Source organism: Pedococcus sp. (genome assembly GCF_036000045.1).
Taxonomy (GTDB): Bacteria; Actinomycetota; Actinomycetes; order Actinomycetales; family Dermatophilaceae; genus Pedococcus.
The window spans coordinates 1-23,539 of record NZ_DASYGF010000013.1 but is presented as its reverse complement, the minus strand read 5'-3'; the positions used below and the strand labels follow the sequence as shown (position 1 = coordinate 23,539).

Sequence of the window (23,539 nt, the reverse complement as noted above, 5' to 3'; positions counted from 1 at the left end):
TACACGATGGCCTGAGGCACCTCGTCCTTGATGGCGAGGGCAATGGCTCCCGAACCCGTGCACAGGTCGACCACCACCGGCGCCTCGAGGGTCGCCGCCGCCTCGACCGCCAGCCCCGCGACCACTTCGGTCTCAGGTCGCGGCACGAAGACTCCCGGCCCCACACTCAACGTCAGCCGGCGAAAGCCCGTCTGCCCGGTCAGGTGCTGCAGTGGCACGCGGTCGGCACGCTCGTCGACCAGCGAGCGATACGTGGGCGGCTCGGCCGCTCCTAGCACCATCGCCTTGCGCACCTGGGCAACGGAGGTCCCCAGTGCATGAGCGGCTAGGGCGATCGCGTCTGCCTCAGGCGAACCGATCCCGGCGGCAGCCAGGCGAGCGGTCGCCTCGCGGACCGCCGACCTCAGGTCGCTCACTGGCCTTCGGCGAGCGCCGCCATGCGGGCGGCCTCGTCGGCGTCCACCGCCGACTGGACGATCGGGTCGAGCTCCCCGTCGAGCACCGTGTCGAGGTTGTACGCCTTGAACCCGGTGCGATGGTCCGAGATCCGGTTCTCCGGGTAGTTGTACGTGCGGATCCGCTCGCTGCGGTCGACGGTACGGATCTGGCTGCGCCGGGCCGCGCTGGCCTCAGCGTCGGCGGCTTCCTTCGCCAGCGCGTGCAGTCGCGCGCGAAGCACCCGCAGAGCCGACTCCTTGTTCTGGAGCTGGCTCTTCTCGTTCTGGCAGCTGACGACCGTGCCGGTGGGCAGGTGGGTGATGCGCACGGCGCTGTCCGTCGTGTTGACAGACTGACCGCCGGGGCCCGAGGAGCGGTAGACGTCGATCTTGAGGTCGTTGGGGTCGATGGTGACCTCGACCTCCTCGGCCTCGGGCATCACGAGCACCCCGGCGGCCGAGGTGTGGATGCGGCCCTGGCTTTCGGTGACCGGCACACGCTGGACGCGGTGGACCCCACCCTCGTACTTCAGCCGCGCCCACGGGGCCTCCCCCGGCTCGGCAGCGGCCTTGGCCTTGACCGCGACCTGCACGTCCTTGTAGCCCCCCAGGTCGGACTCGGTGGCGTCGATGACCTCGGTCTTCCAGCCCCGGCGCTCGGCGTACCGCAGGTACATCCGCAGCAGGTCTCCGGCGAACAGGGCTGACTCCTCGCCACCCTCCCCCGCCTTGACCTCCAGGATGACGTCGCGCTCGTCGTCGGGGTCACGCGGGACGAGCAGCCGTCGCAGCGTGTCCTCGGCCGAGGCCAGTGTCTGCTCGAGGGAGGGCAGCTCGTCGGCGAAGCCCGCGTCGTCCTTGGCCAGCTCGCGTGCCGTGGCCAGGTCGTCCTGCGCGGCATGCCACGCGTGGTACGCCGCGACGGTCGGTCCCAGCGCGGCATACCGCTTCGTCATCCGGCGCACCAGAGCGGGGTCACCGGCTTCGCCGAACACCTCGGGGTCGGCCAGCTGGCGCTCGAGGTCGGCGTACTCCTGGACGAGCGCCGAGGCTGACTCGAGCATGGTGGGCTCCTCCGTGGATGGCGGGTGGATGCGAATGCGCCGGCCCTGACCCTGGGGGGTCTGGACCGGCGCATCGGAGCAGCTAGGCGTTCTTGGCGGCCTTCTTGCCGTAGCGCGCCTCGAAGCGGGCCACCCGACCACCGGTGTCGAGGATCTTCTGCTTGCCCGTGTAGAACGGGTGGCAGTTCGAGCAGACCTCGGCGTGGATCTGGCCGTTAGGGGCGGTGCTGTGCGTGGTGAACGTGTTGCCACAGGTGCAGGTCACCGTGGTCTCGACGTACTGGGGGTGGATGTCCTTCTTCAACTGCGTGCTCCTTGAGTCAGTGCGGCCGGGTCGGCTGGGCGGGCGTGCCCTGGGTGCCGTGAACCGGTCAGCGGTCAAGTGTGCCAGAGAGCGGCGCACATCTCCTAAACGCCGGGGACCCCCGCGCCATTCCAGCCAGAAGGGCGCACAACGGGTGCGCCGTGTCGGCCATACGGCGGAGCCCGCCTCACCTCATCGGTGAGACGGGCTCCAAGGTGGCGAGTGCCGCGGTCTCAGTCGTCGACCTCGTCCGTGAGCTTGACCGAGCTCGTCTGCTGGATCTGCATGAGGAACTCGACGTTGCTCTTGGTCTTGCGGACCCGGTCGATGAGCAGCTCGATGCCCTGCTGCTGGTCGAGCGCGGCCAGCACCCGCCGGAGCTTCCACATGATCTTGAGCTCGTCGCCGGACAGCAGGATCTCTTCCTTGCGCGTCCCGGAGTTGTTGACGTCCACCGCGGGGAAGATGCGGCGGTTCGCCAGGCCCCGGTCGAGCTTGAGCTCCATGTTTCCGGTGCCCTTGAACTCCTCGAAGATGACCTCGTCCATGCGCGACCCGGTCTCGACCAGGGCAGTGGCGAGGATCGTCAGGGAGCCGCCGTTCTCGATGTTGCGCGCTGCGCCGAAGAACTTCTTCGGGGGGTACAGCGCGGCAGAGTCGACGCCACCGGACAGGATGCGCCCGCTCGCGGGAGCCGAGAGGTTGTAGGCCCGTCCCAGCTTGGTGATCGAGTCGAGCAGGACGACCACGTCATGCCCCATCTCGACGAGTCGCTTCGCGCGCTCGATGGCGAGCTCGGCCACGGTGGTGTGGTCCTCGGCCGGTCGGTCGAAGGTCGAGGAGATGACCTCGCCCTTGACGGCCCGCTGCATGTCCGTGACCTCTTCAGGACGCTCATCCACGAGCACGACCATCAGGTGGCACTCGGGGTTGTTCGTCGTGATGGCGTTGGCGATGGCCTGCATGACCATCGTCTTGCCGGCCTTGGCCGGAGCGACGATGAGTCCGCGCTGGCCCTTGCCGATCGGCGCCACGAGGTCGATGACCCGGGTGGTCAGGATGTTCGGCTCGGTCTCGAGACGCAGCCGCTGCTGGGGGTACAGCGGGGTCAGCTTGCCGAACTCCACGCGCTTGCGGGCCTCGTCCGGGCCCATCCCGTTGATCGTGTCGAGTCGCACCAGGGCGTTGAACTTCTGGCGCTGGTTCTGCTGCTGGTCCTCGCGCTGCGCACGGACGGCCCCGGTCACGGCGTCGCCCTTGCGCATGCCGTTCTTCTTGACCATGCCGAGCGGCACATAGACGTCGTTGGCGCCTGCGAGGTAGCCCGAGGTGCGCACGAAGGCGTAGTTGTCGAGGACGTCGAGGATGCCGGCCACGGGGATCAGGACGTCGTCCTCCGCCACCTGCGGCTCGTTGTCGTAGTCGCCGCCGAAGTCACCGTGCTGACGGGGACCGCGCTTGTCGCGGTCGCGGTTGCGGCTCCGGTTGCGGTTGCGGCGGCGCCCACCGCGGCCATCGGCGTCGTCGTCGAAGCCACGGTTCTGGTCGCCGCGCTCCTGCTGGCCACGGTTCTGGTTCTGCTCGCCACGGTCCTGCTGGCGCTCGTCACGGTCACGGTTCTGCTCGCCGCGGCTCTGGTCGCCACGGTCCTGCTGGCGCTCGCCACGGTCCTGCTGGCGTTCCCCACGGTCCTGCTGGCCCCGGTTCTGGTCGCCACGGTCTTGCTGGCCCCGGTTCTGGTCGCCGCGGTCCTGTTGGCGTTCGCCACGGTCCTGCTGGCGCTCCCCACGGTTCTGGTCTCCGCGGTCCTGCTGGCGCTCGCCCGCGCCACGACCCTGCCGCTCGCCCGCGTCACGACCCTGCCGGCGCGGCGGCTCGGTCGTGCCCCGGGCCTCGGCGGGACGCTCTTCGCGGGCAGCCGGGCTGGCCGCCCCGTTCGCGCTTCCGGAGTCAGCGCCGGCGGCCGGCGTGCTGGTGCTCGTGGTGGTCCCGGACTGGCGCGCCTTGATCGCGGTGACGAGGTCGCCCTTGCGCATCTTGGCCGTGCCGGTGATGCCCATGCTCGCGGCGAGGCCCTGCAGCTCTGCGACCTTCATGGCCGTCAGGGCGCCGGAGCGGCGAGGCTTCTCTGCGGCGTCCTGCGAAGCAGCGGCGTCGAGAGTGGTGGTGTCTGTCACGAAGGATCCTTCCCCCTCGTATGCGGTGCCGGGGTCAGATCCGGAACCGGTGCTTGGGTCAGACCATGCTGACCGATGGGAACCACACGCAGCACAGGGAGGCCAAAGGCAGCGGCGGAGCCGCCGTCATGTGGTGGGTGCACGTCACTGGTGGATGCTCAAGAGGTGGCATCGGCTGCGAGGTGCGCACCCAATGTAACACCAGAGCACTGGCCCTTAGTCCAGCAGCGCCGGATTGCCGATGCCGGTGTCGTACTCGACCTGGGCACCCCTGGCCGGCACCTCGGGCCGCAGGACGGTCCAGCTCTCGTCGACGGCCTTCGACACCTCGTCGGCGTGTTCGGTGGTGGTGAGAACGAGCACCGAAGGGCCGGCTCCCGAGATCACCGCAGCGTGGCCGCGGCCGCGCAGCTCGTCCACCAGCGCCATGGACGCTGCGAACGACTCGCGACGCGCCTCCTGGTGGAGCCACTCGCGCGTCGCCGGCAGGAGGTATGCCGGGTCGCTGGTCAGGGCGTGGACGAGCAGGGCCGCGCGCGCGGAGTTCAGCGCCGCGTCGGCGTGGCGCACGTGGGTGGGCAGCACCGACCGAGCCTTGGCTGTCGAGAGCTGGGCGGACGGCACCACTACGACAGGCGTCACGTCCGGGTGGGGTTGGAGCCGCAGCGTGCGCGTGTCGGCGTCCGGCTCGTCGACCCACGAGAGGGTCAGGCCGCCGAAGACGCTGGCCGAGGAGTTGTCGGGGTGACCTTCGAGGCGCGCCGCAAGGGTGTTGGCAAAGTCGAGGTCGGGCCGTCCGGGCGCGCCACGGCATACGTCACGAAGCGCTTGTGCCGCAACGACTCCCGTCACGATCGCCGTCGCAGAAGAGCCCAGTCCGCGGCCGTGTGGCACCGCGTTGTCGCACCGTAGGTGGAGGCCCTTGGGAGCCGTCACGCCCAGCTCGTCCCAGGCCCGGAGCATGCTTCGGTAGACCAGGTGCGAGGCGTCGCGCGGCACGTCGGCAGCACCCTCGCCAACGACCTCGATGCGCAGCCCCGGCTCCTGCGTGACGAGCGCCGTGCACGTGTCCCACAGCCCCAGGGCCAGCCCTATGGAGTCGAACCCGGGGCCGAGGTTGGCGCTGCTGGCCGGCACCCGCACCCGGACCGAGCTGCCGGGAGCCAGGCTCTGGGTCATCAGTCCTGCAGTCCGAGCGCCCGGGCGGCGGTGAACGCGTCGACGGGGACGCGCGTCGGCGTGACCTCGGAGCCGTCAGCGTTGCGCAGCGCCCACTGAGGGTCCTTGAGGCCGTGACCGGTGACCGTGCACACGACCGTGGCACCGGCCGGCACCTGGCCTGCCGCGGCGCCCTGGAGGAGACCGGCGACCGAGGCGGCGGAGCCCGGCTCGACGAAGATGCCCTCACGGGCCGACAGCAGCCGGTGCGCCGCCAGGATCTGCTCGTCGGTCACCGACTCGATCCGGCCGCCGGACTCGTCGCGGGCGGCTTCGGCCTGCTTCCAGGAGGCGGGGTTGCCGATGCGGATGGCCGTGGCGATGGTGTCGGGCTGGTCGATCGGGTGCCCGAGCACGATCGGCGCGGCACCGGCGGCCTGGAAGCCCCACATCTGCGGAAGGCGGGTGGCCGGACCTGGGGTGGGCGACTCGCGGTGGTACTCGCCGTAGCCACGCCAGTAGGCGGTGATGTTGCCTGCGTTGCCGACGGGCAGACAGTGGATCTCGGGGGCGTCGCCGAGGGCGTCGACCACCTCGAAGGCTGCCGTCTTCTGGCCTTCGATGCGGGCCGGGTTGACCGAGTTCACCAGCTCGACGGGGTACGCCTCGGCGAGCTTGCGAGCCAGGGTCAGGCAGTCGTCGAAGTTGCCGTCCACCTGGAGCAGGGTGGCCCCGTGGGCGATCGCCTGGCTCAGCTTGCCCATCGCGATCTTGCCGTCGGGCACGAGCACCGCGCACGCCATGCCGGCCTTGGTCGCATAGGCCGCAGCACTGGCGCTGGTGTTGCCGGTCGACGCGCAGATGACAGCCCTGGCACCGTGCTTGGCGGCCACCGAGATCGCCGTGGTCATGCCGCGGTCCTTGAACGACCCGGTCGGGTTGAGGCCCTCGTACTTGACGTAGACCTGCGCGCCCGTCAGCTCGCTGAGGTGCTCGGCCGGGATCAGCGGGGTGCCCCCCTCCTGGAGCGTCACGACGGGTGCGCCCTCGAGCATCGGCAGGCGATCGGCATACTCGCGGATCACCCCGCGCCACAGCGACGCCATCACAGTCCCTCCACTCGCATCACGGACGTGACCTCACGGACCGTGTCGAGCTGGGCCAGCGCCTCGACGGTGGCGGACAGCGAGGCGTCCGGGGCCGTGTGGGTCACGACGATGAGGTTCGCCCGGGTCTCGGTCTGGCCCTCCTCGGGCCCGACCAGCTGCTGACGGACCGTCTCGATCGACACCCCATGCTCGGCGAAGGCCGTGGCCACCTGGGCGAGGACACCCGGCCGGTCGGCCACCTCGAGACTGATGTGGTAGCGCGTCAGTGCCTGACCCATGGTGAAGACGGGCAGGTCCGCGTATGCCGACTCGCCCGGACCACGCCCACCGCCCACGCGGTGCCGCGCCACCGCCACGACGTCGCCGAGGACGGCACTGGCGGTCGGGTCGCCGCCCGCGCCCTTGCCGTAGAACATGAGCTGGCCCGCCGCGTCCGCCTCGACGAACACCGCGTTGAAGGCGTCGCGCACACCGCCGAGGGGGTGCGACCTCGGGATCATGGCGGGGTGCACCCGGACGCTGACCCCAGCGGTGGCTACGCCGTCGTCGCCCACCACCTCGGTGCGCTCACAGATCGCGAGAAGCTTGACGACACAGTCCATCTCGCGCGCCGCCTGCACGTCGGCGGACGACACCTCGGTGATGCCCTCGCGGTAGACCTGCTCGCTGGACACGCGCGTGTGGAAGGCCAGGGACGCCAGGATCGCGGCCTTGGCTGCGGCGTCGAAGCCCTCGACGTCGGCCGTCGGGTCGGCCTCGGCGTAGCCGAGAGCCTGCGCCTGCTCGACGGCCTCGGCGAAGCCCTGGCCCGTGGTGTCCATCTTGTCGAGCACGTAGTTGGTGGTGCCGTTGACGATGCCGAGCACCTTGCGCACGTCGTCACCCGCGAGGGACTCACGGATCGGGCGCAGGATCGGGATGGCACCGGCCACCGCAGCCTCGTAGTAGAGGTCCACCCCGTGCTCCGCGGCGGCGGCATAGAGGCTCGGGCCCGCTTCGGCCAGCAGCGCCTTGTTGGCGGAGACCACCGACGCCCCGTGCTTCATGGCGGACTCGATCAGCGACTTGGCGGGCTCGATGCCGCCGATGACCTCGATGACGATGTCGGCCTTGGTGACCAGGGACTCGGCATCGGTCGTGAACAGGGCGGGGTCGACGGGCAGGTCGGACCGGTCCCTGCCGGCCCGGCGCACGGCGATGCCGACCAGCTCGAGGGGGCGGCCCACGCGCGCGGCCAGGTCGTCGGCGTGCTCGGTGAGCATGCGGGCGACCGAGGACCCCACCACACCGCACCCGAGGAGGGCCACTGTGATGGGCCGTCCTGCCGTTGACTGCTGGCTGTCACTCACCGCGTGCTCCTTGCGCCCCTGCCGGGGTCGATTCGTGGACCTCTCCATGGTGCCGGTGTCCACCAAGTGGACGCGCGTTGTTCCGTCATCCGGACTCCCCGACATCGATCCTTGCTCAGCCGACGTCTAGGGCCAGCAAATCCTCCACCGTCTCGCGCCGGACGATGACGCGCGCCCGGCCGTCCCTGACCGCGACCACGGGGGGCCGGGGCGTGTGGTTGTACTGGCTGGCCATGCTCCGGCAGTACGCACCCGTCCCCGGGACCGCCACAAGGTCGCCGGCCGAGATGTCGTCGGGGAGGTACTCGTCCATGACGACGATGTCGCCGCTCTCGCAGTGACGGCCGACCACCCGGGCGAGCCGGGGCGCTCCTTCGGAGCGGCGGCTGGCCAGCGTGCACGAGTAGTCCGCGTCATACAGCGCCGTGCGGATGTTGTCGCTCATGCCACCGTCGACTGACACGTAGGTGCGGGTCACTCCCCCACCCAGGTCGACATCCTTGACGGTGCCCACCTCATAGAGGGTGAAGGTGCTCGGCCCCGCGATGGCTCGGCCGGGCTCGATGGACAGCCGGGGCATCGGCGTCTCGGGGCTGCCGTCGCCGACGGCCTTGAGCTCGCGCCGCACCAGGTCGGCCATCTGCTCGCCCAGCTCGCGGGGGTGCATGGGCGTGTGCTCGGAGGTGTAGGCGATGCCGTAGCCGCCCCCGAGGTCGAGCTCGGGCAGGTGGATGCCGTGGACCCGGGCCACCTCGGCGTGCAGCCCGATGAGCCGGCGGGCAGAGACCTCGAAGCCGGCCGTGTCGAAGATCTGGCTGCCGATGTGGGAGTGCAACCCGAGCAGCGCCAACGCCTCTGACCGCTCCACGATCCGGGCGACGGCTTCGGCGGCCTGCCCGCCAGCGAGCGAGAAGCCGAACTTCTGGTCCTCGTGGGCGGTGGCGATGAACTCGTGCGTGTGCGCCTCGACGCCGACGGTCACGCGCACCATCACCGGGGCGCGGACCCCCAGCTCGGCGGCGATCGCGGCCACGCGGTCGATCTCCTCGAACGAGTCGACGACGATCCGGCCGACGCCGTAGGTCAGCGCCTGACGGATCTCGGCGAGCGACTTGTTGTTGCCGTGCATGCCGATTCGCTCAGCAGGGAAGCCTGCACGCTGCGCCACAGCCAGCTCGCCACCGGAGCAGACATCGAGACACAGGCCCTCCTCCGCGACCCAGCGCGCGACCTCGGTGCACAGGAACGCCTTGCCGGCGTAGTAGACGTCGACGCCACTCAGGTCGGCGAACGGCGCGGCGAACTCGTCGCGGAAGGCCCGCGCCCGCGCACGGAAGTCCTCCTCGTCGATGACGTATGCCGCGGTGCCGAACTCGCGGGCGATGCTCACCACGTCGAGGCCGCCGACGGTGAGCCGGCCCTCGCCGTCGCGGTCGACCGTCTGCGGCCACAGCTGGGGCAGCAGCTCCATGACATCGGTCGGCCAGGGCAGCCAGTGGGGTGGGCCGCCGTAGCCCTCGGCGTGCAGGGCTCCGGCTTCATGGGCTCGCACGACGGCGCGCTCCTCTTCTCTCGCTACATCCGGTCGGGAGCCGAGACCCCCAGCAGGGCAAGGCCGTTGGCCAGCACCTGACGGGTGGCGTCGTTGAGCCACAGGCGCGTGCGATGTACGTCGGTGACGTCCTCGTCGGCAGTCATGGGCCGCACCCGGCAGGTGTCGTACCACTTGTGGAAGTGGCCGGCGAGGTCCTCCAGGTAGCGCGCCACCCGGTGCGGCTCACGCAGGTGGGCTGCCTGCGCCACCACGCGCGGGAAGTCGCCGAGGACGGCCAGGAGCGCGGCCTCCGTCGGGTCGCCAAGCAGCGACGGGTCGAAGCCGTCCTGCGGCAGCACGCCGTCCTCACGCGCCAGCCGGGCGACGTTGGAGGTCCGGGCGTGGGCGTACTGCACATAGAAGACCGGGTTGTCGTTGGTCTGCTTGCGCAGCTCCTCGCCGTCCAGCGACAGCGGGCTGTCGGCCGGATAACGGGCCAGGGAGTAGCGGATCGCGTCGGTGCCGATCCAGCGGATCAGATCGCGCAGCTCGATGATGTTGCCCGCGCGCTTGGAGAGCTTGGCGCCGTTGAGGTTGACGAGCTGGCCGATCCGCACCTCGATGTTGCGCTCGGGGTCGTCGCCCGCGCAGGCCGCGATCGCCTTGAGCCGGTTGATGTAGCCGTGGTGGTCGGCGCCGAGGAGGTAGATCTTCTCGTCGAAGCCACGGTCCTTCTTCGACAGGTAGTACGCGGCGTCGGCGGCGAAGTAGGTGGGCTCGCCGTTAGCCCGGATCAGGACCCGGTCCTTGTCGTCGCCGAAGTCGGTCGTCCGAAGCCACACCGCGCCGTCGAGGTCGAAGACGTGGCCCTGCGCCCGCAGCCGCTCGACAGCCTGCTCGACGGCGCTGGCGTCATGCAGTGCCTTCTCGGAGAACCAGACGTCGAACCGCACGCCGAACTCCTCCAGCGTCGACTGGATGTCGTCGAGCTGGGCGGCATAGCCGATCCGCCGGGCCTCGGCGAGCGCCTCGTCGGTCGGCAGGTCGAGCAGGTCGGGACGCTCGGCCAGCGCGCGCTTGGCCAGGTCGTCGACATAGGCGCCCGGGTAGCCGTTCTCCGGCGTGGGCTCGCCCTTGGCTCGGGCCAGCACCGTCGCCGCGAAGTTGTCCATCTGGGTGCCGGCGTCGTTGATGTAGTACTCGGCCGTCACGTCAGCGCCGGACGCCACGAGCAGCCGGCGCATCGCGTCGCCGAGTGCGGCCCACCGGGTGTGCCCGAGGTGGAGGGGACCGGTGGGGTTGGCCGAGATGAACTCGAGGTTGATCGTGTGGCCGGCCTCGGAGTCGTTGCGGCCGTAGGCAGTACCAGCCTCCACGATGGTGCGCGCGAGCTCACCGGCCGACGCGGCGTCGAGCGTGATGTTGAGGAACCCGGGGCCGGCGACGTCGACGGCCTTGATACCGGGGAGCCGGCCGAGACGCTCGGCGAGCGCGGCCGCGAGGTCGCGCGGCGGCATACCGGCGGCTTTGGCGAGCTGCAGGGCGACGTTGGTGGACCAGTCACCGTGGTCGCGGTTGCGCGGTCGCTCCACACGCACGTCCGCGGGCACGGTCACCGCGAGCTCGCCACTGGCGGCGCCCTCGACGAGGGCAGTGCGGATGGCTGCGGAGAGCTCTTCGGGAGTCACCCGCCAAAGTCTAGGGCGCGGACGCCCGGCCCCGGCCCGCGGCCATGAAGCTGCGGACGATGTCGATGAGCTGGAGAGGGTCGAACGGCTTGGCGACGAACGCGTCGAGCCCGGACCCCTGCGCCTGCACCCGGTCCTGCTGCTGGACCGAGGCCGTCACCATGACCACCGGGATGTGGGCCAGCCGCTCGTCAGCCCGGATACGGGCGATCGCCCACCAGCCGTCCTTGGGCAGCATCTGGGCGTCGAGGGTGATCACGTCGGGAAGCGCGTCGGTCGTCGCCAGCCGCTCGAGCAGCTCCTGGCCGTCGGCCTGCTCCTCCACGTCGTAGCCTTCGAGCTCGAGGTTCAGCCTGATGAGACGCCGGATCTGCTCGGTGTCGTCGCAGACATAGATGAGTCCCCCGCGTTCCATGGATGCCACCCTAGGCTGCTAACCTCACCACGCGCCCCTTCAAACGGCGCACGTCGGCCCCCGTAGCTCAGGGGATAGAGCACCGCCCTCCGGAGGCGGGAGCGCAGGTTCGAATCCTGCCGGGGGCACCATCGGTCGACTCGCGCCGGCCTGGTGCCAGATCGACCGCCCAGGGCCCGGGACGGTCGATCTGCCACCATCTCGACGTCGCCTGTGGATCGCGACCGATCCGTATACCGCGTATCAGCCAGGCTTCCGGGCATGCCCAGGCAGCAGCTCCCCGTCACTTTGGCCGGCCGCGCGTTCACCATCGCCAGTGCGCGTCAGCTCGGCCTGGGCGAGGGACGCCTGCGCGGACAAGACCTCTCGCGCCCATTCCACGGGGTCCGGGTCGACACCGCGTCGCCACCGGCCCGAGACCATCGCGGTGCGCTCCAGACGGATGCGCGCGCCGCCTCGTTGGTCCTGCCGGCCGACTGCGCCTTCTCGCACTGCACGGCTGCAACGCTGCTCGGGCTGCCCCTGCCCCGCAGCCACGAGCACCCGCGACTGCACGTCATGCGCCCCACGAGCCGCAATCCTGTCGCGCGACCACAGATGCATGCACACCTCGGGCTCGAGTCCCGCGAGACGGTACGCGTCGAGGGGCTGCGAGTCGTCTCGGCGGCGGACACGTGGGTGGATCTGGCTTCCCTCCTGGGAGTCGAGGACCTCGTCGTCCTCGGTGACAGCGTGGCTCGCCGCGCCGGCAGCGTCGACCCGCTGCGCGCCGCGGTGACCCGCCGGGGTCGGGTGCGTGGGGTACGGGCGCTCCGCGAAGCGCTGGACTGGATACGAGTGGGCTCGGACTCTCCCATGGAGACCCGGTCGCGGCTGCTCTTTGTCCGACACGGGCTGCCCGAGCCCGAGCTCAACGTCACGGTCATGGCACGGGACGGGTCCGGGTTCCTCTGCCGCTCCGACTTCGTGTGGCGGCACCAGCGCGTGATCGGCGAGTACCAGGGCGAGCACCACTTCGGCAGCTACGAGCGCGGAGACGACGACATCGCCCGCCGGCTGCTGGCAGAGGACGACGGGTGGAAGTACGTGGAGATCACCAGATCGGATGTCTTCCACCCTGCGCGCCGGCACGGGCTCGTGCAGCGGCTCGCTCGATATCTGGGCGTCGAGGTGGTGGCAGATCGACCTATCCCGACCTGGCAGGGTCGTTTTGCCACCACGTCAGGGCGGTGCGCCGCGGAGAGCACCCCGCTCAGCGCTGGGAGGCGTCGGTGACCTCGCCGACGAGCTCCTCGATCACGTCCTCGAGGAACACCACGCCGATCGCAGCGCCCTGCGGGTCGACGACCCGGGCCAGGTGCGCGCCGGTGCGCTGCATCGTGCGCAGCACCTCCTCGACCTCGTCGGCCGCCTGGACCGTCGCGAGCTTACGCACTCGCTTGACGGGCACCGGGAGCGCCCGCTCGGAGTCGTCGGCATACAGGACGTCCTTGAGGTGGAGGTAGCCCGCCAGGGCGCCCGACCGGTCGACCAGTGGATAGCGCGAGAATCCGCGCTTGGCGACCATCCGCTCCACGTCGTCGGGGGTCGCGGTCAGAGGCAGTGTGACGAGGTCGGTCAACGCCACCGCGACGTCGACCGCGTCCTTGTCGCTGAACTCGAGCGCGGCTCCGACCAAGCCGTGCTGCCCCTCCTCGATGAGGCCCTCATGGTGGCTCTCGGCGAGGATGTGCTCGACCTCCTCGGCCGTGAACGCCGAGGCGATCTCGTTGCGAGGCTCCACGCGGAACAGCCGGACCAGCGCCTTGGCCAGCGACTCCATCACCGCGATGACCGGCCGCAGCGCCCTGGTGACATAGACCAGCGCGGGCACCAGCACCAGCGCGGCGCGCTCCGGTCCGGCGATGGCGAGGTTCTTGGGGATCATCTCGCCCACCACCACGTGCAGGTACACGATGACGAGCAACGCGAGGGCGAGGGCGCCCCCGTCGGTGACGGCGCTGGGGAGTCCCAGGGCGCGGACCACGGGCTCGAGGGCGTGGTGCAGGGCTGCTTCGGAGATGGCTCCGAGCAGGACCGAGCAGACCGTGATGCCCAGCTGGGCACAGGCGAGCACCGACCCCATCTGCTCCAGGGCTTCCAGGGAGATCTGGGCACGCCGCGACCCGGCAGCGGCGAGAGGCTCCAGTCTCGACCGGCGCGCCGCCATCGCCGCGAACTCGGCGCCGACGAAGAAGGCGTTGAGCAGCAACAGGACCACGGTGGTCCACACGGAGAGGGCGCTCACTGGTCCTCCTCCGGCTCGTCCTGCTCGGCGACGGGCACGAAGCGCAACCGGTCGGCGCGCATGCCGTCCATGGCGACGACCGTGATCTCCCAGCCCGGGATGGTGACGGTGTCGCCCACCTCGGGGATGCGCCCGAGGGCGGCCATGACGAACCCACCAGTCGTCTCGTATGCCGGCCCGTCGGGGATCTGGGCCCCCAGCCGCTCGCGGACCTCGTCGGGGCGCCAGAGCCCGGGCACCGTCCATGAACCGTCGGTGAACTCTCGTCCCGTCGTGCGGAGGAGGTCGTGCTCGTCGGACACCTCGCCCACGATCTCTTCGACGACGTCCTCCAGCGTGACCACCCCGGCCGTCCCGCCGTACTCGTCGACCACGATGGCCAGCTGCAGCCCATGCTCGCGGAGCATGAGCAGCAACGGATCCAGCCGGATGGTCTCGGGCACCAGCAGAGGCGGCACCATCAGCGCCGACACCGGCACATCAGGCCGGCGCTCGTGCGGCACGGCGATGGCGCGCTTCACGTGCACCACGCCGTCGATGTCGTCCCAGTCCTCACCGGTCACGGGGAACCGCGAGTGGCCGGTGCGACGGGCGAGCTGCAGCACCTCCTCGGCGGTCGCGGTCCGCTCGATCGAGGTGGCCCGAGCACGCGGGCTCATCACGTCGGCCGCGGTCTGCTCACCGAAGCGCAGTGACCGAGTGACCAGTCGCGCCGTCCCCTCGTCGAGCGTCCCGGCGGCGGCGGAGCGGCGCACGAGTGACGCCAGCTCCTGCGGAGTCCGGGCCCCCGACAGCGCTTCCTGCGGGGTGATGCCGAGCGAGCGGAGGAACAGGTTGGCCGATCCGTTGAGCACGATGACCAACGGGCGCACCACGACGGCGAACAGGCGCACCGGCATCGCGACCACCTTCGCTGTCGCGAGGGGAGCCGAGATGCCCAGGAACTGCGGCAGCAGCTCACCGACCACCATCGAGAACACCGTCGCCAGCACGAGCGAGAGCACGGCCGCGACCGACTGCAGCCCCGAGCCGGACAGGCCCGTGGCGCCCAACGGCACGCGGAGAAGGTTGGCGAGCGCCGGAGCGGCCAGGAACCCGAAGACCAGGGTGGTCAGCGTGATGCCCACCTGCGCTGCGGAGAGCTGGGTGGAGAGCCGTCGCAGCGAGCGCAGGACCGGCTCGGCCCTGGCGTCTCCCCGGTCGACGGCGCGCTGGACGGTGGGGCGGTCCAGCGCCACGAGCGAGAACTCGACGGCTACGAACACCGCGGTGCCCAACGTCAGTGCGACACCGGCGAGGACCAGTAACCAATCGGTCATAGTGCGGCCATCCTAGGGTCGCCGGGCGCCGACGGCCGCGCTGCGTCCGGAACGGACCTGCGCACATCACTGCACGAGAGTTGGCAAGATGGCCACCATGACAGAGACATCGGGGGCGACGATCGAGGTCCGGGACCTCACCAAGCGGTTCGGTGACTTCACGGCCGTCGACAACCTCAGCTTCACCGTCCAGCCCGGCCGGATCACCGGATTCCTCGGCCCCAACGGGGCTGGCAAGACCACGACGCTCCGTATGCTGCTCGGCCTGGTCCGCCCCTCCGGCGGCTCCGCGACGATCGGTGGGCGCCGCTACCACGACATCCCCCGACCCAGCGCCGTTGTCGGCTCTGCCCTGGAGGCCACCAACTTCCACCCCGGACGCACGGGGCGCGACCACCTGAGGGTGCTGGCCGACACGGCCGGTGTCGGCACCAGCCGCGTCGACGAGATGCTTGAGCTGGTCGGCATACCCGCCGCCGCGCGCAAGCGGGCCGGTGGGTACTCGATGGGCATGCGCCAACGGCTGGGCCTCGCGGCCGCGATGCTGGGCGACCCCGAGGTGCTGATCCTCGACGAGCCGGCCAACGGGCTCGACCCGGAGGGCATCCGCTGGCTGCGCGGGTTCCTGCGGCACCTGTCGGCGCAGGGCAAGACCGTCCTCATCTCCAGCCACATGCTCCAAGAGGTGGAGCAGACCGTCGACGACGTGGTGATCATCGCGAACGGCCGGCTCGTCAAGCAGGGGGCCATGGCCGACCTGCACGGTGACCACGCGCAGACCATCGTGCGCACCACCGATCTCGACGCGCTCGCCGGCGCGCTGCGCGTGGCGGACGTCACCACCACGGCGCGCGACGGCGCGCTGTATGCCGACACGTCCGACCTGCGACTCATCGGCGACGTCGCGCTCCGTGCAGGGCTGCCCATCTACGAGCTGAAGGGCGCCACCACCGACCTGGAGGCGCTGTTCTTCGAGCTCACCGAGGGCACGAACCGCAACCTGGGCTCGACGGCAGGCAGTCCGAGCCCGCAAGCACCCGCGACCGAGGAGGGGACGACTCGATGACCGCCGCCATCAGGGCCGAGTTCCGCAAGTTCTTCACCACGCGCCTGTGGTGGGGCATGGCCATCGCCATGCTCGTCGCGGGAGTGGGCCTCGCGGTCCTCTTCGCGTTCCTCCTGACCCAGACGCCCGACCCCAACGCCAGGGGTGGCCAGGGCATCCCCACGGGCACCCATGAGCAGATCGCCAACAGCGTCTACACGGGCGGTCTGCAGATCGCCTACCTGCTCACGCTGACCATCGGCGTCATGCAGATCGGCAGCGAGTACCGCCACAAGACCATCAGCAGCACCTTCCTCGGCACCCCCAAGCGCGCCGAGGTCATGGGCGCGAAGGTCATCGCCCTGCTGGGCATCGGTGCGCTCTACGGCATCCTCTCGCTGGTCGGGTCGGTCGTGGCTGGGGCGATCGTGCTCCGGGCCCGCGGCTTCGAGGCCTTCCCCAGCAGTGGCGTCTTCCGCACCCTCGCCCTGAGCCTGCTCGTGCTCGGCCTGTGGGCGCTGATCGGGCTCGGGGCGGGCATCCTGATCCCCAACCAGGTGGCCGCCCTGCTCATCTCCATCGGCGTCGCCTGGATCGTGGAGCCGCTCATCGGCTTCGGCCTGGGGTTCTGGGAGTGGGGGCGCCAGCATGTCGTCGAGTACCTCCCCACGGCGGCGACCCAGGCCATGGTCAACGGCGTGTCCGGGGGCGCCAACACCGCGCCTCGTCTCGAATGGTGGGCCGGCGCCCTGGTCCTCGCCGCGTATGCCGCCGTGCTGGCGGGCGTCGGGTCGTGGCGCACCGTGCGGGCCGATATCAGCTAGCCGCACGGCATACCGCCTCTGACCTCGCGATCTGGGGGCCCGAACGCGCGGGAATTCCGGGCATTCGGGCCCCCGTTCGCGTGCTCAGCCGAGCGCCCACCCGCGCAGCGGGGCCGCAGGCCCGGGGGCTAGGCTGGGAGCACTCATTTGCCCGTCATTGTCGACGCTACGAAAGAGGCGTATCCGCCGTGCCCGACCAGTCCCCGACCAGCGATCCCATGGCGACCTTCGGGCCGAACGAGTGGCTCGTGGACGAGCTCTATGAGCAGTACAAGAAGGACCGCAACTCCGTCGACAAGGCGTGGTGGTCCTTCTTCGAGGACTACACCCCCGGCGAGGGCGACAGTGGCGCGAACGGGGCCACCACCCCGCCACGCAACGGCACCGCCCCGGCAGCGGCCCCGGCTCAGTCCCAGCCGACGCAGTCCCAGCCGACGCAGTCCCAGCCGACGCAGCCTCAGCGTTCGGCGCATGCCACGGACTCCGGCGGCAGCCAGGCCACGACCACGGACAAGGCCGACGCCCGCACGGACCCCGCCGTCGCCGACAAGGCCGACGACAAGGAAGCCGCCTCCCCCGTCAAGGAGACGCCCAAGCCCCGCGAGCCCGAGGTGCCCAAGCACACCGGCCCGGTGAACGACGACCAGGTCAAGCCCCTGCGCGGCGCCAGCGCCCGGGTCGTCACCAACATGGAGGCCTCGCTGACCGTCCCGACCGCCACGAGCGTGCGCGCCGTGCCGGCCAAGCTCCTCATCGACAACCGGGTCGTCATCAACAACCACCTGGCCCGCTCGCGTGGCGGCAAGGTGTCGTTCACGCACCTCATCGGCTACGCCCTGGTCAAGGCCCTGGGCCACATGCCCGAGATGAACAACGGCTTCTCCGAGGAGAACGGCAAGCCCGCGCTCGTCGTCCCCGGCCACGTCAACCTCGGCCTGGCCATCGACGTCTCCAAGCCCGACGGCACTCGCCAGCTGCTCGTGCCGAGCATCAAGGCCGCCGAGACGATGGACTTCCTCCACTTCTGGACGGCATACGAGGACGTCGTCCGCAAGGCCCGCGCCGGCAAGCTGACCGTCGAGGACTTCCAGGGCACCACCATCTCCCTGACCAACCCCGGCACGATCGGCACCAACCACTCGGTGCCGCGGCTCATGGCCGGCCAGGGCACGATCGTGGGCGTCGGCGCCCTCGAGTACCCCGCCGAGTGGCAGGGCGCGAGCCAGGAGACCCTCAACCGCAACGCCGTCAGCAAGATCCTCACGCTGACCAGCACCTACGACCACCGCATCATCCAGGGCGCCCAGTCCGGTGACTTCCTGCGGATCGTGCACCAGCTGCTGCTCGGCGAGAACGGCTTCTACGACGAGATCTTCGAGGCGCTGCGCCTGCCCTACGAGCCGGTCCGCTGGGTGCGCGACATCTCGGCCCACCACGACGACGACGTCAACAAGACTGCCCGCGTCCAGGAGCTCATCCACGCCTACCGGGTCCGCGGCCACCTCATGGCCGACACCGACCCGCTGGAGTACCGCCAGCGCCGCCACCCCGACCTCGACGTGACCAGCCACGGCCTGACCCTGTGGGACCTCGAGCGCGACTTCGCCACCGGCGGCTTCGGTGGCGCGCCGATGCTGCGGCTGCGCAAGATCCTGGGCATCCTGCGCGACTCCTACTGCCGCACCATCGGCACCGAGTACATGCACATCCAGGACCCCGAGCAGCGCCGTTGGCTCCAGTCCAAGATCGAGGTCGGCTACGCCAAGCCCGGCCCCGAGGAGCAGCTGCGGATCCTGCGCCGGCTCAACGCCGCCGAGGCCTTCGAGACGTTCCTGCAGACCAAGTTCGTGGGTCAGAAGCGCTTCAGCCTCGAGGGTGGCGAGTCGGTCATCTCGCTGCTCGACCGCATCCTGTGCCGTGCCGCGGCCGACTCCATGGACGAGGTGTGCATCGGTATGCCGCACCGCGGCCGCCTCAACGTGCTCGCCAACATCGCGGGCAAGTCCTACGGCCAGATCTTCCGTGAGTTCGAGGGACGGCAGGACCCCAAGTCGGTCCAGGGCTCCGGTGACGTGAAGTACCACCTGGGCACCGAGGGCGAGTTCGTCGCCGAGGACGGCAGCAAGACCAAGGTCTACCTCGCGGCCAACCCCTCCCACCTCGAGGCCGTGAACCCGGTCCTCGAGGGCATCACCCGGGCCAAGCAGGACCGCCTCGACCTCGCCGGCGAGGACTTCACGGTGCTGCCGCTGCTCCTGCACGGTGACGCGGCGTTCGCCGGCCAGGGGGTCGTCGCCGAGACGCTCAACCTGTCCCAGCTGCGTGGATACCGCACGGGCGGCACGATCCACATCGTCATCAACAACCAGGTGGGCTTCACGACCTCGCCGTCGGCGTCGCGCTCGTCCACCTACTCCACCGACGTGGCCCGGATGATCCAGGCGCCGATCTTCCACGTCAACGGCGACGACCCAGAGGCGTGCGTCAGGGTGGCCGAGCTCGCCTACGAGTTCCGTCAGGAGTTCAACAAGGACGTCGTCATCGACCTGGTCTGCTACCGCCGCCGCGGTCACAACGAGGGCGACGACCCGTCGATGACCCAGCCCCTGATGTACAACCTCATCGAGGCCAAGCGCTCGGTCCGCAAGCTCTACACCGAGTCCCTCATCGGGCGTGGCGACATCAGCCAGGAGGAGGCCGAGGGCGCGCTGCGCGACTACCAGCAGCAGCTCGAACGCGTCTTCGTCGAGACCAAGGCCGCCCTCAAGGAGTCCGCCGAGAATGCCGGCGACCCGACGCTGGCCGGCACGGACGCCGAGGGCCACTCGGGCCTCGAGCCGCCGGCTGCCCAGGCCACCGACCAGGCCACGAGGTCCGCGACCGACACGGCGATCACGGCCGACGAGCTGCGGCACATCGGTGACGCCTTCGTGAACCCGCCGGCCGGCTTCACCATCCACCCCAAGCTGATGCAGGCGATGGAGAAGCGCGCGCAGTCGACCCGCGAGGGCGGCATCGACTGGGCGACGGGCGAGCTCGCGGCGTTCGGGTCCCTGCTCATGGAGGGCACGCCGGTGCGGCTCGCGGGTCAGGACAGCCGTCGCGGCACGTTCGTCCAGCGTCACGCGGTGCTCATCGACAAGAACACCGCGGAGGAGTGGACGCCCCTGCTCTACCTCGCGGAGGGCCAGGCGCGGTTCTGGGTCTACGACTCACTGCTGTCCGAGTTCGCGGCGATGGGCTTCGAGTACGGCTACTCCGTCGAGCGGCCCGACGCGCTCGTGCTGTGGGAGGCGCAGTTCGGCGACTTCTTCAACGGCGCGCAGACTGTCGTCGACGAGTTCATCTCCTCCTCCGAGCAGAAATGGGGCCAGCGCTCGTCCGTCGTGCTGCTGCTCCCCCACGGCTACGAGGGCCAGGGCCCCGACCACTCCTCGGCCCGGATCGAGCGGTTCCTGCAGATGTTCGCCGAGGACAACATGACGGTCGCCTACCCCTCGACCCCGGCGAGCTACTTCCACCTGCTGCGTCGCCAGGCCTATGCCCGGCCGCGCCGTCCGCTGATCGTCTTCACCCCGAAGTCCATGCTGCGGCTCAAGGCCGCGGCCAGTGCGGTGGAGGACTTCACGACCGGCACGTTCCAGCCGGTGCTGCCCGACCGCGCCCAGCTCGACGGCAACGCCGTGACCCGGGTGCTGCTTGCCAGCGGCAAGGTCGTCTACGACCTCGAGGCGGCCCGCACCAAGGCCGAGGACACTCAGACCGCGATCGTCCGCGTCGAGCAGCTGGCACCCATCCCGGCGCGAGAGATCGCGGCCCAGCTCGCGGCATACCCCAATGCCGATGTGGTCTGGGTCCAGGACGAGCCGCGCAACCAGGGCGCGTGGCCGTTCATGGCGCTCAACCTGCCGCAGGCCCTTGCCGAGCAGGGTGAGACCCGGCCGCTCAAGGTCGTCTCCCGCAAGGCGTCCGCCTCACCGGCCACCGGGTCGAGCAAGCGGCATGCCGAGCAGCAGGCCGAGCTGGTCGCGAGCGCCTTCGCCCGCTGAGCCGCCGAGAGGGTGGCAGATCGACCTTTCCCATTGTCGGGAGCGTCGATCTGCCACCCTCTCGCCGTCTGCCCGGGGTGGGTGCACCGGTATGCCGCGTAGTCGCGATAGCCTCGCGACCGTGTACTTCACGGATCGCGGCATCGAGGAGCTGGCGGCCCGTCGTGGAGAGGAAGAGGTCTCCTTCGACTGGCTCGCCGAGCAGCTGCGCGCGTTCGTCGACCTGCATCCCGAGTTCGAGACCCCAGTCGAGCGGCTGGCCACCTGGTTGGCCCGGCTCGACGACGAAGAGGACTGACCGTTGAGCACCGACCCCACCTTCACCCCCAGCGCCGAGTTCCAGGTCGTCGCCGACGGTCCCCGGGACCTGGCGCTGGTGTTCATCGGGGCCTCCCTGGTGGCGGGTGTCGGCGACCCCAAGGGGCAGGGGTGGGTGTCACGCGTCGTCGGTCGCACCCACCACCCCGAGCTGGAGCTCTCGGCCTACAACCTGGGGGTGCGCGGCGACACCTCGGCCGATGTGCTCGCTCGCTGGCGCAGCGAGTGCCCGCCCCGGTGGTCGGGCCGCACCGAGAAGCGCCTGGTCCTGTCAGTGGGCACCGCCGATGCCGTCAAGGGCGTGACCCTGGCCCGCCACCGGCTCAACCTCGCCAACATCCTCGACGACGCTGCCAGCGCAGGCATCGGCACCTTCGTGGTGAGCCCTCCCCCGTCGGCCGACGATGACCTCAACGGCAAGCTCGACGTGCTCGTGGAGGCCCAGGCCGATGTCTGCGGGCGCCGAGGCGTGCCGTTCGTCGACTGCTTCCGGCCGTTGCTGGGCCATGACCAGTGGCAGAGCGACCTCGCGGCCAGCCGCGTGCCGCACCACCCGGGCCAGGCCGGCTATGGCCTGATCGCGTGGCTGGTGCTGCACAACGGCTGGTACGACTGGCTGCAGATCTCTCCCAGCTGACATCCAGCAGCTGACATCCAGCAGCTGACATTCGGGCGGGTGGCGAGACCGCGCCGCCGAAAGTGACTGGCCGCAGCAGAATCCGCGGCTACAGGGCGCGCTCAGCCAGCTCGCGCAGCGCCTCGAGCGTCTCGTGCGGCCCCTTGTCGCCGGCCTCCCAGCGCCCGATGATGGCGCGCAGCTGCTGATCGAGCTCGTCCGCGGGCATGGGGTGCGGATGCTGAGCCGGACGGGTGGACCGCCGCGGTCGCAGGTAGGAGTTCCACCGGGGATCGATGACATGGTCAGGTGATGTGGGGAACTCGGGCACCCCCTAGTTGTACGCCTCTGACCTGTGGCCTCACTGAGGGGGTGATATATCGAATCGGGTAGATCCGGCCATAGACTTGGTCAAGAGATGGTAAAGACGACCTTGCCGAAGACGTCGCCCTGCGCCATCCGGGCGAACCCCTCACGAGCCTGTGCCAGCGGCAGCACCGAGTCGACGACCGGCTCGATGCCGTGCTGCGCGACGAACGCCGAGAGCCGCTCCAGCTCGGTCCGGCTGCCCATGGTCGAGCCGACGACGCGCAGCTGTCGGAAGAAGATCTTGGTCAGCTCGGCCTTGCTGGGCGCGTCGCCGGACGTCGCGCCCGAGATGACGATGGTGCCGCCGGGCTTGAGCGAGTTGACCGAGTGGGACCAGGTGGCCGCACCGACGGTCTCCATGACGGCGTCGACCCGGTCGGGGAGCCGCTCGCCGCTGCCGAACGCGCTCTCGGCGCCGATCTCCAGTGCCTTGCGGGCCTTGTCCTCGTCCCGCGTGGTCACCCACATGCGAAGGCCGGCGGCCGCGCCGAGCTGCACGAGCGCCGTGGCCACGCCACCGCCGGCGCCCTGCACGAGGACCGTGGCGCCGGGGGTCACCCCCGCGTTGGTGAACAGCATCCGGTATGCCGTGAGCCAGGCCGTGGACAGGCAGGCTGCGTGCTCCCACGACAGCGACTGCGGCTTGGGGACGAGGTTGCCACGCGGCACCGCGACCTTCTCCGCGAGCGTGCCGTCGTAGAGCTCGGACAGCAGGGTCCGACGGGGGTCGAGAGTCTCGTCGCCGCGCCAGCCGTCACTCGCGACGACGGCGTGGATGATGACCTCGTTGCCCTCCTCGTCCACACCGGCGCCGTCGCACCCCAGGATCATGGGCAGCCGGTCGGCCGGCAGGCCGACCCCGCGCAGCGACCAGACGTCGTGGTGGTTGAGTCCGGCGGTCCTCAGCGTGACGATGGTCCACCCATCGCGCCGCTGGGGGTCGGGCCGTTCCCCCACCTCCAGTCCGGACAGCGGGTCATCGGCAGACTGGCGGGCGGCATAGGCGGCGAGCATGGCTCCGACCCTACTGGCGGCCGGTGACCAGTTCCGCGATCGAGGACTGTGAGGCTGGTTGCACCGCGATACTGACCCCATGGAGCAGACCACGCTGACCCTGGACGAGGCCGTGCTCCTGGCGCATGGGCTGGTCCAGCGGCTGGCCGACTCCGTGGGCGCCCGGGTCCTGTTCGTCAAGGGCCCGACCGCGGTCGCCGTGGGTGCTCGCCCCCCGCGCCCATCCTCGGACGTCGACGTGCTGGTGGACCCCGCGTCCTTCGAGACCCTGTGCGCGGCCATCGAGGGGGTCGCCTGGGTCCGCCGGCATGCGCCGATGCCGGTGTCCCGGGCCGCAGACCTTGCCTTCGACCACTCCGCGCACTTCATCCACGAGGAGTGGCCCTGCGACCTCGACGTCCACTTCTGCTTCCCCGGCTTCTTCGCCGACCCACCTGCAGTGTTCGACGCGCTCTGGGCCGTC

At 70.4% G+C, this 23,539-nt stretch carries 19 protein-coding genes, 1 tRNA gene and 1 pseudogene; 8 read left to right on the top strand and 13 right to left on the bottom strand.

The window, feature by feature from the left end; genetic code table 11:
- The 10 genes from VGN50_RS01760 to VGN50_RS01715 form a co-directional block, all read right to left on the bottom strand.
- Window positions 1–416: N5-glutamine methyltransferase family protein (locus VGN50_RS01760; protein WP_414694515.1), on the bottom strand; the 416-nt coding region annotated here is incomplete at its 3' end.
- On the bottom strand, window positions 413–1,501 hold the full coding sequence (gene prfA, locus VGN50_RS01755; RefSeq protein ID WP_327442913.1) for a peptide chain release factor 1: 1,089 nt from the start codon (window positions 1,499–1,501) through the stop codon (window positions 413–415). The genes prfA and VGN50_RS01760, both read right to left, overlap by 4 nt.
- Window positions 1,502–1,583: 82 nt before the next feature.
- Window positions 1,584–1,805, bottom strand: coding sequence for a 50S ribosomal protein L31 (gene rpmE, locus VGN50_RS01750; protein WP_327442912.1), 222 nt, complete (start codon window positions 1,803–1,805; stop codon window positions 1,584–1,586).
- A 233-nt stretch (window positions 1,806–2,038) separates the two neighbouring features.
- Window positions 2,039–3,982: a transcription termination factor Rho gene (gene rho, locus VGN50_RS01745; RefSeq protein ID WP_327442911.1), complete on the bottom strand. Its 1,944-nt coding sequence runs from the start codon at window positions 3,980–3,982 to the stop codon at window positions 2,039–2,041.
- A 216-nt stretch (window positions 3,983–4,198) separates the two neighbouring features.
- Window positions 4,199–5,161, bottom strand: coding sequence for a homoserine kinase (gene thrB / locus VGN50_RS01740; RefSeq protein ID WP_327442910.1), 963 nt, complete (start codon window positions 5,159–5,161; stop codon window positions 4,199–4,201).
- The gene (gene thrC / locus VGN50_RS01735; RefSeq protein WP_327442909.1) at window positions 5,161–6,246 is read right to left on the bottom strand and encodes a threonine synthase; all 1,086 of its coding nucleotides are present in this window, start codon (window positions 6,244–6,246) and stop codon (window positions 5,161–5,163) included. The genes thrB and thrC overlap by 1 nt, the downstream gene beginning before the upstream one ends.
- Window positions 6,246–7,598, bottom strand: coding sequence for a homoserine dehydrogenase (locus VGN50_RS01730; protein WP_327442908.1), 1,353 nt, complete (start codon window positions 7,596–7,598; stop codon window positions 6,246–6,248). Before VGN50_RS01730 ends, thrC begins: the two co-directional genes overlap by 1 nt.
- 115 nt (window positions 7,599–7,713) lie before the next feature.
- Window positions 7,714–9,150 (bottom strand): diaminopimelate decarboxylase, encoded by a 1,437-nt coding sequence (gene lysA, locus VGN50_RS01725; protein WP_327442907.1) that lies wholly within the window; start codon window positions 9,148–9,150, stop codon window positions 7,714–7,716.
- Between the two features lie 23 nt (window positions 9,151–9,173).
- Window positions 9,174–10,820, bottom strand: a complete 1,647-nt coding sequence (gene argS, locus VGN50_RS01720; RefSeq protein WP_327442906.1) for an arginine--tRNA ligase — start codon at window positions 10,818–10,820, stop codon at window positions 9,174–9,176.
- Between the two features lie 10 nt (window positions 10,821–10,830).
- Complete coding sequence (locus VGN50_RS01715) at window positions 10,831–11,235, bottom strand: response regulator (protein ID WP_327442905.1); 405 nt, start codon at window positions 11,233–11,235, stop codon at window positions 10,831–10,833.
- A gap of 56 nt (window positions 11,236–11,291) precedes the next feature.
- On the opposite strand from VGN50_RS01715, the gene VGN50_RS01710 reads away from it, so the two are divergent.
- A tRNA-Arg gene (locus VGN50_RS01710) sits at window positions 11,292–11,366 on the top strand.
- A 130-nt stretch (window positions 11,367–11,496) separates the two neighbouring features.
- Complete coding sequence (locus VGN50_RS01705) at window positions 11,497–12,510, top strand: hypothetical protein (protein WP_327442904.1); 1,014 nt, start codon at window positions 11,497–11,499, stop codon at window positions 12,508–12,510.
- Here VGN50_RS01705 and VGN50_RS01700 read toward each other — a convergent pair.
- Together VGN50_RS01700 and VGN50_RS01695 are read right to left on the bottom strand one after the other, a co-directional pair.
- Entirely contained in the window at window positions 12,488–13,522 is a 1,035-nt protein-coding gene (locus VGN50_RS01700; protein ID WP_327442903.1) for a hemolysin family protein, read from the bottom strand. The genes VGN50_RS01705 and VGN50_RS01700 overlap by 23 nt on opposite strands.
- Window positions 13,519–14,841, bottom strand: coding sequence for a hemolysin family protein (locus tag VGN50_RS01695; protein ID WP_327442902.1), 1,323 nt, complete (start codon window positions 14,839–14,841; stop codon window positions 13,519–13,521). Before VGN50_RS01695 ends, VGN50_RS01700 begins: the two co-directional genes overlap by 4 nt.
- An 88-nt stretch (window positions 14,842–14,929) precedes the next feature.
- Here VGN50_RS01695 and VGN50_RS01690 point away from each other — a divergent pair, with 88 nt between their 5' ends.
- From VGN50_RS01690 to VGN50_RS01670, 5 genes are all read left to right on the top strand, one after another.
- Window positions 14,930–15,907 carry an ABC transporter ATP-binding protein gene (locus VGN50_RS01690; RefSeq protein WP_414694513.1) on the top strand — a complete coding sequence of 326 codons (978 nt, stop codon included), beginning with the start codon at window positions 14,930–14,932 and terminating at the stop codon, window positions 15,905–15,907.
- The gene (locus tag VGN50_RS01685; protein ID WP_327442901.1) at window positions 15,904–16,710 is read left to right on the top strand and encodes an ABC transporter permease; all 807 of its coding nucleotides are present in this window, start codon (window positions 15,904–15,906) and stop codon (window positions 16,708–16,710) included. Before VGN50_RS01690 ends, VGN50_RS01685 begins: the two co-directional genes overlap by 4 nt.
- A 188-nt stretch (window positions 16,711–16,898) precedes the next feature.
- Window positions 16,899–20,759, top strand: coding sequence for a multifunctional oxoglutarate decarboxylase/oxoglutarate dehydrogenase thiamine pyrophosphate-binding subunit/dihydrolipoyllysine-residue succinyltransferase subunit (locus tag VGN50_RS01680; RefSeq protein WP_327442900.1), 3,861 nt, complete (start codon window positions 16,899–16,901; stop codon window positions 20,757–20,759).
- Window positions 20,760–20,880: 121 nt separating this feature from the next.
- Window positions 20,881–21,057: a DUF6104 family protein gene (locus VGN50_RS01675; RefSeq protein ID WP_327442899.1), complete on the top strand. Its 177-nt coding sequence runs from the start codon at window positions 20,881–20,883 to the stop codon at window positions 21,055–21,057.
- Window positions 21,058–21,060: 3 nt separating this feature from the next.
- Window positions 21,061–21,714, top strand: a complete 654-nt coding sequence (locus VGN50_RS01670) for a GDSL-type esterase/lipase family protein (RefSeq protein ID WP_327442898.1) — start codon at window positions 21,061–21,063, stop codon at window positions 21,712–21,714.
- A 390-nt stretch (window positions 21,715–22,104) separates the two neighbouring features.
- Here the strand turns inward: VGN50_RS01670 and VGN50_RS01665 are convergent, their stop codons facing one another.
- Window positions 22,105–23,076: a zinc-binding dehydrogenase gene (locus VGN50_RS01665; protein ID WP_327442897.1), complete on the bottom strand. Its 972-nt coding sequence runs from the start codon at window positions 23,074–23,076 to the stop codon at window positions 22,105–22,107.
- 79 nt (window positions 23,077–23,155) lie between these two features.
- Between VGN50_RS01665 and VGN50_RS01660 the strand changes: the two are divergent.
- A pseudogene (locus VGN50_RS01660) lies at window positions 23,156–23,539 on the top strand (hypothetical protein); the annotation flags it as partial.